Source organism: uncultured Azohydromonas sp. (genome assembly GCF_937926365.1).
Taxonomy (GTDB): Bacteria; Pseudomonadota; Gammaproteobacteria; order Burkholderiales; family Burkholderiaceae_C; genus Azohydromonas.
Window position 1 is genome coordinate 1 of record NZ_CALAOH010000230.1, and the last position, 15023, is coordinate 15023.

The window sequence follows — 15023 nt, forward strand, 5'->3', positions numbered from 1 at the left end:
GCCGTGGTGTCCAGCGTGAAGCTGCCCGCGCCCGTGCTGCTGTTGCCCGCCGCGTCCGTGCTCGACAGCGCCACCGCCTTCAGGCCGTCGCCGCCCAGGTCGAGCGCGCCTTCCGCCGGCGTGGTGCTGCCCGTGTCCACCGTCCACGTGCCGCCGGCGTCGGCCGTGACCTCGTAGGTCGCGCCGCCCACGCTCACGCGCACCGTGCTGCCCGCCTCGGCCGTGCCTGAGAGCACCGGCGTGGTGTCGTTGGTCAGCGCGGCGGAAGTCAGTGTGGGCGCGGCCGGCGCCGTGGCGTCCAGCGTGAAGCTGCCCGCGCCCGTGCTGCTGTTGCCCGCCGCGTCCGTGCTCGACAGCGCCACCGCCTTCAGGCCGTCGCTGCTCAGGTCGAGCGCGCCGTCCACCGGCGTGGCGCTGCCCGTGTCCACCGTCCACGTGCCGCTGGCATCGGCCGTGACCTCGTAGGTCGCGCCGCCCACGCTCACGCGCACCGTGCTGCCGGCTTCGGCCGTGCCGCTGAGCACCGGCGTGGTGTCGTTGGTCAGCGCCACCGGGGTCAGCGTGGGTGCCACGGGCGCCACGGCGTCCACCAGCACGCCGCCGGTGCTGACGCCACCGAGCGCCAGTACAGCCGCGTTGCCGGCCACGTCCTGGATGCTGCCGCCGCTGCCCAGCACGATCGCGCCGTCCAGCGCGATGCCGTCCAGGTCCTCGTCGCCCGCGGCCACGGTGTAGGTGAAGCTCACCGTGCTGCCGGAGGTGGAGGCGTACTCGAAGGTCCGGGTCACGGCGGCACCGCTGCCGCTCTGGAACGTGGCCTCGATGGTGGGCGTGCCCGCCACCGCCACGTCCTCGTCGAAGCCCACCTCCAGGGTGATGACGTCGCCCGCCACGTAGTGGCCGCCGTGCCCGGCCGAGGGCAGCGCCTCCACGGAGACGATCGCCGGCGCCGCCGTGTCCACCCTCACGTCCGTGTCCCAGGGCAGCCAGCCCGCATCAATGACCGCCGCGTTGCCGGCCTGGTCCTGGCCGGCCTTGGCCGCGCTGCCGAAGTCCACCGACTGCACGACGATGCCGTCGGCTTCCGCGTCGCCGTCCTGGACGACGTACTCGAAGACCAGCACGTCGCTCAGGCCGCTGCCGCCGGTGTAGGCGGCCTGGCGGGTACCGCCGTCCAGCGAGAGGGTCAGCAACGCATCCGCGCCGACGTGGACCGGCTCGTCCAGGCGCAGCGTGAAGCTCAGCGTCTGTCCCGCGACGTAGGTGCCCGACGCGGGCGTGTCGATCGCCGCCAGGTCCGGCGCCTGGTGGTCCACGACGTAGGCGTCGTCGTTGGTGCCGGTGACCGTGGGGTCGAGCGCGTTGCCCGCATCGTCCTCGATGTCGCGCCCGTCACCGGTGGACGCGAAGCTCAGCGTGACGGTGCTGCCGGCCAGCGTGGCCAGGTTGCCGCCCGACACGGTCACGTCCCAGGCGTTGCCGCCGGCGGACACCACGCTGGTGACGGCGGCCGTGGTGCCGGTGACGACGAAGTCGTCGACGCTGACGTTGCTCACCGGGCCGTCGAAAGTCACGCGCCACACCAGCGAAGCCGCGTTGGTGTAGCCGCCGTCGTTCGCGGTCTGCCGTTCGATGGACAGCACCGTCGGCGCCGTCGTGTCGAGCGTGAACGTGCCGCTGCCGCCGGTGGCGTTGCCCGCGGCGTCGGTGCTGGTGAGGGTGACGGCCTTGTCGCCGTCCGCGCCCAGGTCCAGCGTGCCGGTGTGGGCGTCGCTGGCGGTGTCCACCACCCACTCGCCGGAGCCGTCGGCCAGGGTGGTGTAGACCGCGCCGCCGATCTCGACCCGGACGCTGCTGCCGGCCTCGGCCTGGCCGCGCAGCACGGGCGTGGCGCTGTTGGTGAGCGTGGTCTGCAGCGTGGGCGCGTCCGGCGCCACCGCATCGACCCGCACGTCCAAGGTGTCGCCCACGCCGTTCAGCGTGGTGTCGGGGGCGTTGCCGGCCTCGTCCTGGGCGCCGGTGCCGGCGTCGAAGGAGGCGACATCGATGCCGCCGGCGTCGAGGTCGCCGTCCGCGACGGTGTAGGCGAAGACCGCCTCGGTGGTGCCGGAGCCGCTGACGTAGGAGGCCTCGCGCGTGGCGCCGCCGATGTCCAGCACCAACTTGGCGCCGGTGCCGAGCTCGACCTTCTCGCTGAAGCTCACGGTGAAGCTCAGCGTGTCGCCGGCGACGTAGCAGCCCGCGGCCGGCACGCTCACGGCGGTGATGGCCGGCGCCGTCGTGTCGAGCACGTAGTCCCGCTCAAACTCGGCGCCCTCGTTGCCGGCGGCATCGACCACCTTGACCTTGAGCGTGCCGCTGCCGGTGAGGGTGGCGTTGTCCAGCGTCCAGGCCTGTCCGCCGGCGTCCACGGTGGCCTCGTCCCAGTTGGCGCCGCCGTCCAGCGACACGAGCACCTTCTCGCCGTCGGCCAGCGCGGCCGTGAGGGTGCCGCTGATGCTCTGGCTGGCCGTGTTCGTGACCAGGTCCGTACCGTCGGGGCCGGTGTCGCTGGACAGCGCCGCCGAGTCGGCCGCGCCGGCCGGATCGGCGTTGTCCACGATCACGGCATAGGCGGCGGAAGCCTTGCTGACCGTGCCCAGCGCGAAGTCCACCGCCTTGGCCGTGAACAGGTACGTGCCGTCGTCCAGCGGGGCGCCGCCGTAGGTCCAGCTCCAGTCGCCGTTGGCATCGGCCACGAGGACGTCCACCTGCACGCCGTCGAGGTACAGCCAGACGGTGCTGTCGGCCGGCGCGGTGCCGCGCAGCGTGGGCAAGCGTTCGGTGGTGATGCCGTCGCTGTCGGAGCGGCCGCTGTCCAGGCTGATGCCGTCGATCACGGGCGCGTCCAGGTGCGCACCCGTGAAGCTCGCGGTGATGCGCTCGTAGGTGTTCTCGCCGTCGTTGAGCGTGATGCCGAAGACGTGCTCGTCCCGGACCAGCGTCGGGATGGTGTAGCGCAGCAGCTGCATGGCCTGGGCCGGATACATGGCGACCATGGGCGAGCCGGGCAGCGGCAGGCCGGTTACGGTGTCCTGCAGGGACTCGAAGAGGTTGATGCGCAGGTCGCGGCCGTCCTGGCCGTCGAGCAGCCCGTCCACCGTGCCGATGCCCACGCCCAGGACGTACACCGTCTCGCCGGCCGCGAACTCGTCGTCGGCGCTGCCGTAGTCCATGCCGGACTTGAAGTCGAGGGAGGCATCGGCCAGGAAGTCGCCGTCCGCGGTGCCTTCCAGCTGCTGCACCAGCACGTAGCCGTTGGAGAACTCGGTCAGCGCGTCGCCCGCGCCGTCGCCAAACACGGTCAGGTCCGTGAGGTCGGAATCGATGTATCCGGGAGCGTCGGGCTGCAGCTCCGTGACGTCGCCGGCGAGGTACTGCAGGCCCAGCGTCGGCAAGCCTTCGTCGTCGATGACCTGCACCGCCAGGTCCAGCACCGAGCTGCCGCCGCCCGTTCCCGTGGCCGTGACCTGCAGCACGTAGACGTTGTCGCCCGCGGTGCCGCCGGCGTCCAGCGGGTTCTCGTAGTCCGGCGCCTGCAGGAAACGCAGCTCGCCGGTGTTGGGATCGACGGTGAAGAGCGCGTTGTCCGCCGCGCCGCCGGACAGCGCGTAGCTGATGCCGCCGCGCATGCCGTCGAGGTTCATCACCTGCGACAGGCTGGTGACGAAGGTGGAGTTCTCCAGCACCTGCGGCGCCGAGAGGTCCTGCGTCACGTAGCCCGGGTCCACGATCACGCCGTTGGCCGTGCGGTCGGCGTCGTACAGGCCGCCGTCCACCAGCGTGAACGTGATCCGGGTCTGGTTGCCCACGGTCGTCGTGGTGCCGCCCATCGACACCAGCTGGCCCGTGATGGGATTCACCTTGGCATAGCCCTTGGAGAGCAGGCCGCTGTCCACCGTCACCGTGACGGTGGCCGAGCCGCCGGGCGTGACGCCGCTGATGGTGAAGCCCACCGCGCCCAGCGGCATCTGCACGCCCCGGGGCATCGCCAGGTCGCTGGGCACGGTCGCGGCGCTCAGGTTGCTGAGCTCCAGGCCGGGGTTGGTCTCGATCTGGAAGAACTTGAGGCTGTTGACGGCGCTGGCGACGGTGCCGGTGTTGCCCGGGCCGAAGCGCAGGGTGTAGACGGCGCTGGAGTAATCGATGCCGTCGCTGACCTGGAACTGCACGGAAGCGCTGGTGTTGGCCACCGCGGGCACGTAGCGCAGCTTGCCCGCCACGATGTCGGCGGCGCTGATCTCCTGGCCCGCGGCGACGGGGCTGCCGTCGTACTCCAGCGTGCCGGCGCTCGCCGGCTGCACGACGTTGACGATCCTGACGAACGCCAGCGCGTTGCCGTCGGCGTCGCTGAAGCTGCCGAAGTCGCTCGCGTACAGCGTCACGGCGGTGGTGCCGCTGGTGGTGACGCGGTCGTCGCTGCTGGTGGGCCTGGTGTTGGTGGTGGTGAAGTCCAGCACCGTGCTGCTGCCGACGGCCACGCTGGCGTTGCCCGCGCCGTCCACCAGCGCCCCGGCGTCGATGAGCACGTGGTAGTGCGTGCCGCCGCGCAGGTCGGCCGTGGGATTGAGGGTGACGCTGCTGCCGGAGATCGTGACCTGGCTGGTGTCGCTGACGTCGATGACGCGGGTGTCGCCAGCGTCGCCGGGGTTGACGATGCGGATGAAGCCGCTGCCCGCGGCCACCGTCTCGCTGAACTGGAGCACCAGGTCGTCGGCGACGGCCACGCCGGTGGCGCCGTCCAGCGGCGTGGAGGCGGCGGCGTCCAGCGTGGGCGCCACGTCGTCGGTGACGGTGACGGTGAAGGCCTGGGTCGTGCTCAGCCCGCCCTGGTCGGTGGAGCTCACCAGGATGCGGTAGCTGCCCACGGGCAGTGCGCCGGTGTCCACGCGCAGCGTGTCGCCGGAGATCGAGAACTTGCCGTTGTCGGCGTCGTTGACGCCGTCGCCGGTGGCCAGCGCATAGGTGAAGCTGGAGACCGCATCCGGGTCGGTGGTGGAGAACGTGCCCACCGTGGCCCCGGCCACGGACGCGCTCGTGCCCAGCGCGGCGTTGGACAGGGCCAGCGCCGTGGGCGCCTCGTTGACGTTGACGAGGTTGATGGTCACCGTGCCCGTGGCGTCGGCATCGATGCCGTCGTCCTCGTCGTCCACCGCCACCGTCAGGGTGTAGCTGCCGGTGCCCTCGAAGTTCAGCTCGGCGCCGCTCTTGACGGTGATGGCGCCGGAGCTGGCGTCGATCTCGAACAGGCCCGCGCCGGTGCCGCCGGTGATGGACCAGCTCCGGCCGTTGGCGTCGCCGGTGGCGGCCACGGTGCCGACGGCGGTGCCGCCGCCGCTGTTCTCGTCCACGGCGAAGACCTGCCCGGCGGTGATGGCCGGCTTCACGTCCGCGACGTTGATGGTGATGGTGTCGGTGTCGTCGGCGCCGCTCTCGTCCACGGTCTGGACTTGCAGCGTCGCCGTCCCGCTCGTGTTGCTGTCGGGCGTGTAGCTCACGCTGGCCAGCGCGGCGTTGATCTGGTCCGCGCTGCCGGTGATGGTGACGGTGGCGCTGCCGTCGCCGGTGATGCCGGCGCCGCCGCCGGCGGTCACGCTGACGGTGCCGCCCGTGGCGGTGAGCGTGGTGGTGAGCGTGGCGGCGCTGTTGCTGTCGCCGACCTGGATGGCGTTGCCGTTGGCGCTGCTGAACACCAGCGTGGCGTTCTCGTCCACGCCCTGCGTGCCCGGCACGGTGTTGGCCGGCGCCTCGTTGTTGCGCACGTGGTAGACCAGGGTGGCGCCGCTGTACCAGGTGGTGAGCGCGTTGCCCGCGGTGTCGGTGATGCCGTGGCCGGCGGCCAGGCCCAGCGTCACGTCGCCGTCCATGAAGTCGAGGTTGCCGCCCGACACCGTCACGCGGTAGCTGTTGCCGCTGATCCACGAGGCGTCCGTGACCGTGGCGGTGGTGCCGTCGACCGTGAAGTCGGACGCGTCCACGTTCGAGACGGGCTCGCTGAACGTGACCTCGTACTCCAGGTCGCCCTTGACGCTGGTGAGGCCCGCGACGTTGGTGCTGAGCCGGCTCACCGACGCCACCGTGGGCGCCACGTCGTCGGCCACCGTGATGGTGAAGGTCTGCTCCGTGGACAGCCCGCCCTGGTCGGTGGAGCGCACGACGACCTCGTAGCTGCCCGCGGCCAGCGCGCTGGGGCCCACCTGCAGCGTGCTGCCGGAGACCTCGAACATGCCCAGGCCGGTGCCGCCGACGATGGCGTAGGTGAAGGATCCGCCGGCGTCGGGGTCGGTGGTGGTGAGCGTGCCCACCGTGGCGCTGGCCGTGGCCGCGCTCTGGTTGAGCGCGTCGTTGGACAGGGCGACGGCCGTGGGTGCCTCGTTGACGTTGAGGACGTTGATGGTCACCGTGGCCGCGGAGTCGGCGTCCGTGTCCGCGTCCTCGTCGTCCACGCTCACGGGCATCGTGTACGAGGCGGTGCCTTCGTAGTCCAGGCTGGCGCCGCTGGCGACCGTGATGACGCCGTTGTTGTCGATGGTGAACAAGCCGCCGCCGCCGAGCATCCAGATCCGGCCGTTGGGGTCGCCGCTGGCGGTCACGGTGCCGACCACCGTGCCGGCCGGGGCGTTCTCGTCCACGGAGAAGGTCCAGCTCGGGCTGGTGATGGCCGGGTTCACGTCCGTGACGCTGATGCTGATCGTGTCGGTGTCGGAGGCGACGCCGTCGGTGGTCGAGACCTGCAGGCTGGCGCTGCCGACGTAGTTGCTCGTGGGCGCGTAGCTCACGCCGGCCAGCGCGGCGTTGACCTGGACCACGGTGCCGGCGATCGTGACCGTGGCGCCGCCGTTGTTCGTGACGGTGGCGCCGTCGTCGGTGGTGACCGTGACCGTGCCGTTGGTGGCCGTCAGCGTGGTGGTGACGATGGCGCTGTCGCTGTCGGCCACCGAGATGGCGTTGCCGTTGGCGCTGCTGAAGACCCGGGAACCGTTCTCCGCCACCGTCTGCGCGCCCGGCACGGTGTTGACCGGCGCGGCGTTGGGCACGGCGCTGACCGTGATGGTGTTGCCCGTGCCGTCGCTGATGTCGCCGCCGGTGATGGTGGTGTTCCAGTCGTCGGCCGCCGCCAGGCTGTAGGTGACACCGCCCAGGGACACCACGCCGTTCTTGTTCAGCCGCAGGTTGACCGCCGCCTTGTCGGTAGGCGAGAGCATGAGTATGAAGGTCGAGGCGTCGGTGAGCTCGACGTTCGAGGTGTCGGTCAGCGTGTAGCTGACACCGTCGCCCGAGAGGGTGAACTTGTTGGCGGTGATGTCGTTGTTGGCGCCGCTGGCCTTGACCAGGTTGAGGCCCGTGACCGCCAGCATGCCGTTGCTGGCGTTGTAGACGGCGTTGGTGATGGTGGGCGTCTGGACGTTGCTGACGGTGACGGCATTGGTGGCGTCGGCGCTGGTGGTGCGCGAGGCGTCCCAGTTGGCCGCACCGGCCAGGTTGAAGGTGGTGCCGCCGACGGACACGGTGCCGGCCTTGTTCAGCAGCCCTTCGACGTTGAGCTGGTCGGTGCTGTTGAGCGTCACCGAGAAGGTGGTGGCGCTGGTGGCCGTCACGTTGTTGGACGTCAGCGTGTAGGCGGCGCCGCCCTCGCCCGTGAGCGTGAGCTTGTTGACCGCGATGATGTCGCCGGCCGTCATGCCGGTGCCGGTGACGCTCAGGACGTTGGTCGAGGCGTCGTAGGTGGCCGAGCTCAGGGCCGGACCGACGGCCGCCGCGGTGATGTCGATGTCGTCGACGACGAAGCTGGCGTCGCCGCCGAACACCAGGCGCACCTCGTCGATGTCGCCCAGGGACGCCAGGACGGACAGCGTCCCCACGTTGCCCCCGGTCGCCGACATGGCGGCGTTCTGCTCCAGCACGTAGCGGACGTTGCCGGTGGTCTTGCTCGTGGCGAAATCGACGTTCTCGGACGAGCCGACCTGCACGGTGCCGCGGTACAGCGAGATGCTGGCCGTCTGGCTCGAACTCGCCAGCGTGTTGATGCGCAGCGAATCGAGCGTGAAGTCCGAGCCGTCCTGGGACCTGATGGCGAACGAGGAGGCTGGGTCGAAGTCGACATTGACGACGATCGAATAGCCGCTGGACAGGTTCAGGTCGTTGGGGAAGTCGTCCTTGTCGAAATGACCGAAGCGCACGGTGCTGCTGCCGCTGGAGAAAGTCCAGCCGTCGAAAGTGGCCTCGGTGCCGGCAAAGTACGTGTTGGAGCCGGTGTCGAAGCTCGCGTCCGCCACGGCCAGCAGTCGCCCGAAGCCGGCGGCGGAGGCGGCGTCCAGCACGGCGGGGCTCCACACGCTGCCCGACTGGCTCTCCAGCACCCAGTCGCCGCCGAAGGCCTCGGCGCCAGTGGCGTCCTGCGACGCGGCCACGTCGGCGCCGGTGGCCGCGGCCAGCGCGGCCACGAAAGCCTGCCCCGTGGCGCCGTGCGCCACGCTGCAGCCGTAGAGCATCAGGTCGCCGTCGGCGGCCAGCGCCTGGCCGAGCTGGGCCAGCCCGGCCTGCACCGTGGCTTGGCCCAGGTTGGCCACGCTGAGCTGGTCGCGGCCCAGGTGCAGCAGCCCCTCGCTGCCATGGCTCAGGATGTGGATGGCGTCGTAGCCGGCGTGGGTCTGGGCCCAGCGCGCGATCTGCGCCAGGCCGGAGCCGCTGCCGTCGATCTCGACGATCTCCACGCCGGCGCGGATGCCCGCTTCCAGCGCCTGGTAGTTGCCCACGGCGGTGTCGACGAAAGCCACCTCCTTGCGCCCGTTGTTGAGGGCCGGGTCCGCCGCGTGCACCTCCACCGCGGCGGGCGCCTTCGCCACGAGCGCGTGCGCCGTCGCGTCCGGCATCGCGTGCGCGGCCTCCAGCCCCGTGGCGATGGCGGCGCCGTCGAACATGAAGCGCGGCTCCAGCGCCATGGGCCGCAGCGCCCCGCGCACCAGCCCCGGCGCCCTGGCGGCGCGGCCCGCCTGGCCGTCGCTGCCGGTCGCGGCCCCGTCCACGCCTTCCGGGGCGGCCTTGCTCGACTTGGCACGCCTGCGGACGTTCTCGGCAACGGCGACGAAAGTACGGCTGACCTCGTTCCAGACGGTGCGATAGACGTGGTTCATGGTGCTGGGCTCGGATGGGTTGGAACGGCGAGGGAAAAGGACGCTTCGATCACGACGGCACCGCCGGGTGGTCCGGTCCGTGCCGCGGGAAGTCAGGGTCGGGGCGGGCGCGCGCGGCCCCTGGAGGCCGCGCGCGCATCAGCCGCGATCAGGGACGCATCGGATACATGCCCGTGACGGCGATGCACTGCGTCATGCCCAGGCTCGGCGGCAGCACGGTCACGGGCGCGCTCGCCGGGGTGTTGGCGCCCGTATTGATCGTGGTGGCGGCCGCAGGCAGGCCGATGGTGCCGCTGGCGTTGCCGCCGACCGTGCCACCGGACACGGCCAGGTCGTGGCTCGTGGGCACGGCGATCTTGTTGGTGCCCGGCGGGTAGAACTGCAGATTGGCGCCGCTCTTGCCCACGGTGTTGGCCGTCGTGGTGGGCACGTTCACGCCGCCGGCGGCCGGGTTGTCGCCGTTGAGCGCCTGGGTGGTGATGCTGCCGGTGATGGTCTGGCCGCTGATCGAGGCGCCGCTCAGGGACAGCGACGCGTTGCCCGTGAGCGCGTTGGGCGCGAACGTGACGGGGTGCGTGTGCGCGGGAGCCTGGTTGGCCGTGAGCACCACCGCTTCCTGGCCCAGCTTCTGGCCCAGATTGACGACGAACGACTGGTACGAGCCCGCGTACTGGCCCGTGCCCACGACCACGCGCCCGCGCAGATCGGGCAGGTTGAAGTAGGTCGTGCCATTGCCGCCGAACATGGTGCCCAGGAGCGAGTACAGCGGCTGGTTGCTGCTGATCTGCATCTGCCGGCCGTCGGCCGGGAGCCAGCCCTGCGGGCAGAAACTGAAGGCGAAAGTGCAGATCTGGCCCAGGTACGGGTCCGTGCCGCAGGCCATCGCGCCCACGGAGGCGCCGCCCAGCACCGCCGCGGCGGCCACGGCGCGCAGCGCCGACTTCATCGAGTTCCGTTTCCGGGACATTCGTGGTTCCTTTTGATGTTCACGGGAAAGGCGGCACCCCAACTCCAATGCCGCTGAAGAGCTTCGTCCCCAGGGGCCGAAGGGAAAAAACCAGGGGTGCGGGCCGCGCCGTCGCGGCCGTGGCGGGCGCGGCCCGGCGCTCACGGCGTGCCCGCCGGCGGCGCCATCAGCACCCGTCCGCTCATGCCGGCGATGAGCTCGCCGAACCTGCCGTCGATGGCCGCGGCCAGCTTCACCGACTGGCTCACCGGGTCCACCCTGGCGCCGATGCGCTGCACCTTGGCCGGGTAGGTCTTGCCGGTCTCGTCGATGGCGACCTGGAAGCCGCCGCCGACCTTGAGCCAGGCCAGCCACTTCGACGGCACGATGAACTCCAGCTCCAGCACCGAGTCGTCCAGGATTTCCAGCAGCGCCTGGCCGGCCTGCACGTACTGCTGCTCGCGCACCTTCTGCTCGGCCACGCGCCCGGCAAAGGGCGCCGGCGTGCTGCACTTGGACAGCACCGCCTGGTTCGAGGCCACCTCGGCGCGCGCCTTGGCGGCCTCGGCCTCGGAGACGTCGAGCTCGACCTTGCCCACCGAGTTGAGCTCGTGCAGCCGCTTGTTGGCGCTCCAGGTCTTGTCGGCGGCCTCCAGCGCGGCGCGGGCCTTGTTGAGCTGCGCCTGCTGCAGCGTGCAGTCGAACGCCACCAGCGTCTGCCCGGCGCTGAAGCGCGCGCCCTCGGCCACCGGCAGCCGGCTGACCTTCGCGCCGATCTCGGCGGCCAGCGTGGTGTAGCGCCGCGGCATGAGCTGGGCGCGGATCTCGCGCTTGTCCAGCGAGGGCGCGGCGGGTGCGGGCGGGGGCACCGGCGCGGGCCTGGCCACGGGCGCGGCAGGCGGCGCGGGCTTGACGGCGTCGGCCGCCAGCGCGGGTACGGCACACAGGCCCCACCCCAGGGACAGCCCGAGGGCGGCCCTGAGCACACTGCTCTTCATGGGGCGGTCCTTGCTCACTTCGCGGCGGGCGCGGTTGCGGGCTCCGCGGGCGTCAAGGGCGCCGTGATGGCTTCCAGGCTGGCCTCGTCCCATTGCTTGAGCGAGGCGCCCACGGACTGCGTCAGCTGCGCCAGCGGCACCGCGGCGCCGCCCTCGGGCGTGGGCTCCATGCCCAGCGAGGCCTGCAGCCGCCCGGCCGCGGCATGCGCCTGCGACAGCGCCTGGTAGCGCCGCAGCTGGCTCAGGATCGCCGCGGTCTGGTTGGAGACGCGGTCGAGCTTGGTCTGCATCTGCGCCTGCTCGCGCCGGACCACGTGGCTGGCGATCTCGGCGTCCACCTTCCAGATGCCGTCCGCGCGCTCGAACTGCGCCAGCGCGTTGGCGTACTGCTGGCGCGCCACGTGCACCTGGGTGAGCACGGCCATCTGCGTGGCCATGCGGCGCTGCTGCGCCACGGCCACGCCGGCCTCGGCCATGCGCCGCTGCGCCGGCGCCGACAGGATGCCCAGCAGGTTGTACGACAGCTGCAGCCCGGCCTCGCGCCAGGTGTCGTTGATCAGGTAGGCGTCGGTGCTGTGGTGCGGGCCGAAGCTGAAGGACAGCCCGGGGAAGAGCTTGAGCAGCGTGCGCCGCGTCTCGTCGGCGGCGATGCGGGCGTTGTAGAAGGACTCGCGCAGGTCCGCGTTGCGCGCGATGGCCAGCTCCTCCAGCTTCGGCGCCGGGATCTGCAGCCAGCGCCGGCTCAGCGCCTGCGCGGGCTCGGCCACTTGCAGGGTGCGCACCAGCGGCAGGTTCACCAGCGAGGCCAGCTCGATGGCGGCGGTGGAGAGCTCCTGGTCGATGGCTTCGAGCAGCCGCACGTTCTCCAGCAGCTGGCGCTGGTAGCGCAGCGCATCCAGCGGGTTGCGCAGCCGCTCGGCCTCGGCCTTGCGCGCGTCGTCCAGCGCCGCGGCGGCGTCGGCCAGCGTGGCGCGCACCTCGTTGCGCAGCTTCTGCGCGGTGGCCGTGCGCCAGAAGGCGGTGCGCACGTCCTGCATCAGGATGTGCAGCGCCTTGCGCCGGCGCTCCCCGGCGATGAGCACGCGGTCGGCGTTCTGCCTGGTGGCGTAGTAGCTCTGGCCGAAGTCCAGCAGGCTCCAGGTGAAGCTCAGGTCCGTGGCCCAGGCCTTGCGCTCGGAGGAGATGTACGGATTGGCCAGCGAGGGCAGCCCGGTGACGGAGTCAAGGCTGCGGGTGATGATCTCCTCGTCGCGGTAGCGGTAGCCGGCGTTGGCCACCACCTTGGGCAGCATGTCGTAGCGGCCCGCCTCGAACTGGCCCTGGGCCAGCGACTCCTCCAGCACCCGGGTGCGGCGGTCGAGGTTGTGCTTGATGGCGCGCGCCATGGCCTCTTCCAGCGTCAGCGCGCCCGACAGCGGCTCCACGTCGCGCTGGGCCAACGCGCGGTCCTCGGCGCTGGTGCTCACGAGCTCGACCGTCGTCAGCGGCGTCGGATTCATCGATGCGCAGCCGGACAGCAGCAGCGCCGCCACGATCCCGGCGGGAATGGCGAACTTGGTGGTAGCAGGCAAGGAAAACTCCCAATCCAGTCACTCGGCGGGCAGGCCGGTGCGGCACCCGCGCAGGTCTTCTTCCGGCGTCCATGCCGGCTACAGGGACCGGACGGCGACGAACGCCCAACGGCCAGCCCTTACCTTTCAAACACAATGTCCGATAGGTAACAGGTGGCTACAAGCTTGCCGAGTTTAGGGGCTTTGCCTTCTTGTAACGCTTTCGAGCCAGATTTGCGTTTCGTGAAAAACGACACGAGCCGGCACGAGGATGCCGGCCCCGCGGCCTGTACACGCCGGCGGGCGCAAGGCGGCGCGTTTTCCTACGAAGTCCGCCGGCGGCGCCTGACCGACGCGGCCCGGGCCGCCGACCAGACTGCGGGGATGTTCATGCTGTCCGTTGCGGGCACGGCCCCACCCGGCGCGGTGGCCGTCCCGGCGGCTTCGACGACATGCAAGCTCCGCTGAACCTCCTTTGCCGCTGCCTCGCGCTGCTGCCGCTGGCCTGGTCGCTGGGCGTGGGCGCGGCGCAGGCCGCCACCAAGAGCAAGGCGCCCGAGGCGGCCCGGGTCGCCGCGCAGGCGCAGCGGCCGCCGGCCGCCAAGCCGGGCCAGAAGAAGGCCCAAGCCCAGGCCAAGCCTGCGAAGCGCAAGGCTGATGGTGCGCGGGCTGCGGGCCACGGCGCGCAAAGCGCCAAGGCCGGCGGGCGCAAGGCCGAGGGCGTGCGCTCGGCGGGCCGCGCGGGCGCGTCCGCCAAGTCCGCCAAGTCCGCCAAGTCCGCCAAGTCCGCCAAGTCCGCCAAGACCGCCAAGACCGCCAAGACTGCCACGGCGGGCAAGGCGGGGAAGTCCAAGGTGGCGGTGGCGCGCGCCGCCCCGCCCTCGCCCAAGTCGCGCCTGGACTACTCGGGGCGCAAGCGCGTGGGACAGGCCTCGTACTACGCCCGTCACTTCGGCGGCCGCAAGATGGCCGACGGCACGCCGATGCGGCTCAACCACCACAACGCCGCGAGCAAGACGCTGCCGCTGGGCACCACGGCCAAGGTGACCAACCTGAAAACCGGCAAGAGCGCGGTAGTGAAGATCCAGGACCGCGGGCCCTTCGTGCGGGGCCGCATCGTGGACCTGTCGCCGGCCACGGCGCGGGCGGTGGGCATCACGCCGCGCGAGGGCGTGGCGCCGGTGGAGGTCACGCCCATCGAGGTGCCGATGCCCGACGGCAGCGTGCGCCTCGGGGAGGCCGCGCGCGACCCGCTGGCGAGGCAGCAGATCGCGCGGGCGCGGGACTAGGGTCCGGGAGGAATCGAGAACGGATGGAGCGGCTGCCAGGCCAAGGACCCGGCGGCGCTCAGCGGCCCCGCACCAGCGCGAGCACCTTGCCGGCGTCGAGCCCGCGGGCTTTTTCCTGGATCGCCGGCAGGTAGCGCCCTTGCAGGCCCTGGGCTTCGGCGGCGACGCTGGCGTAGGCGTCCTTGAGCATCTGTGCCGACAGGGTGCGTCCGCCGGCGTAGTAGCGCTTCGCGACGTGGCCGAGCGCATAGGTCGCGGCGAAGCTCATGCCCGAGCTGACGGCCTGCTTGCCGAGGCCGCCGAGCACGCCGCCGCCGAGCCTGCCGAACAGGCCGCCGAGCAGCTTGCGGCCGGCCTGTTCGAGGTACTGCGAGGTCAGGCCGACGCCGACGGTGGCGAGGAAATCCTTCACGTGCCCGCTGTCGAGCTGGTAGCCGTGGGCCTGGCCGATGCGGTAGACCAGCTTCATCTGCAGCGGAATGATCGCCATCGTCGAGAGGGTCTCGGGCAGCAGCTCGATGGCGCCGTTCAGGATGGCGGCGTTCAGGATCTCCCGGTCGAGGGCGGCATCGTCCACGGCCGGCGCCGCGGCGCCCGGGGCTGGCGAGGCCGGCGCTGCAGCGATGGGCGCCGCCGCGATCTCCTCGGCCTGCGCGGCGAAACGCTCGGCCGACGGGCCCAGGCCGAGCTGGCTGCGCAGGCTGGACAGGAAGCCCACCTCGGCCGGCGACTGCGCGCCGTCGGCGTCGCAGACGCAGACCGCCATCTCGTAGGCGAGCTGGCGGGCCTCGGCGCTGCCGAGCGCGGCGACCGCGGAAGCGGTGTCCACGCGCTTCATCAGCACGTCCTGGTAGAGCGTCGGAAGGTGCACGTCATGGGCCCGGCCCAGGCCTTCCGCGATGCGCTTGAGCTCCTCGCGCTCGCGGTCGTGCTTGTCGCCGTCGGCAAATGCCGCCAGCACGGCGATGGTGACGATGGCTTGGGTGTCGGCAGGGGTCATGGGGAAGTCCGCGGGCCAGTGAGTGAAGCGGGTTCGGTCGCCGCGGGGGGCGAAGGTTCCGCCCGCA

6 protein-coding genes are annotated in these 15023 nt (G+C 71.6%); 1 reads left to right on the forward strand and 5 read right to left on the reverse strand.

Annotation, left to right across the window (positions count from 1 at the left end; genetic code table 11):
* The 4 genes from Q0741_RS25575 to Q0741_RS25590 form a co-directional block, all read right to left on the reverse strand.
* On the reverse strand, nucleotides 1–9173 hold a 9173-nt coding region (locus tag Q0741_RS25575; protein WP_298236018.1), incomplete at its 3' end, for a DUF4347 domain-containing protein.
* 148 nt (nucleotides 9174–9321) lie between these two features.
* Nucleotides 9322–10140 (reverse strand): phage tail protein, encoded by an 819-nt coding sequence (locus Q0741_RS25580; RefSeq protein ID WP_298236019.1) that lies wholly within the window; start codon nucleotides 10138–10140, stop codon nucleotides 9322–9324.
* Nucleotides 10141–10280: 140 nt separating this feature from the next.
* Entirely contained in the window at nucleotides 10281–11117 is an 837-nt protein-coding gene (locus Q0741_RS25585) for an efflux RND transporter periplasmic adaptor subunit (RefSeq protein WP_298236020.1), read from the reverse strand.
* Between the two features lie 14 nt (nucleotides 11118–11131).
* The gene (locus Q0741_RS25590) at nucleotides 11132–12688 is read right to left on the reverse strand and encodes a TolC family protein (protein WP_298236021.1); all 1557 of its coding nucleotides are present in this window, start codon (nucleotides 12686–12688) and stop codon (nucleotides 11132–11134) included.
* Nucleotides 12689–13119: 431 nt separating this feature from the next.
* On the opposite strand from Q0741_RS25590, the gene Q0741_RS25595 reads away from it, so the two are divergent.
* Nucleotides 13120–13956, forward strand: a complete 837-nt coding sequence (locus Q0741_RS25595; RefSeq protein ID WP_298236022.1) for a septal ring lytic transglycosylase RlpA family protein — start codon at nucleotides 13120–13122, stop codon at nucleotides 13954–13956.
* 58 nt (nucleotides 13957–14014) lie between these two features.
* On the opposite strand, the gene Q0741_RS25600 is transcribed toward Q0741_RS25595, so the two are convergent.
* Nucleotides 14015–14956 (reverse strand): DUF533 domain-containing protein, encoded by a 942-nt coding sequence (locus Q0741_RS25600; RefSeq protein ID WP_298236023.1) that lies wholly within the window; start codon nucleotides 14954–14956, stop codon nucleotides 14015–14017.
* Between the last annotated feature and the right edge of the window lie 67 nt (nucleotides 14957–15023).

Coding starts and splice junctions, on each gene's coding strand:
- Q0741_RS25580 (WP_298236019.1), bottom strand. CDS start 10,140: ATGTCCCGGAAACGGAACTCGATGAAGTCGGCGCTGCGCGCCGTGGCC.
- Q0741_RS25585 (WP_298236020.1), bottom strand. CDS start 11,117: ATGAAGAGCAGTGTGCTCAGGGCCGCCCTCGGGCTGTCCCTGGGGTGG.
- Q0741_RS25595 (WP_298236022.1), top strand. CDS start 13,120: ATGCAAGCTCCGCTGAACCTCCTTTGCCGCTGCCTCGCGCTGCTGCCG.
- Q0741_RS25600 (WP_298236023.1), bottom strand. CDS start 14,956: ATGACCCCTGCCGACACCCAAGCCATCGTCACCATCGCCGTGCTGGCG.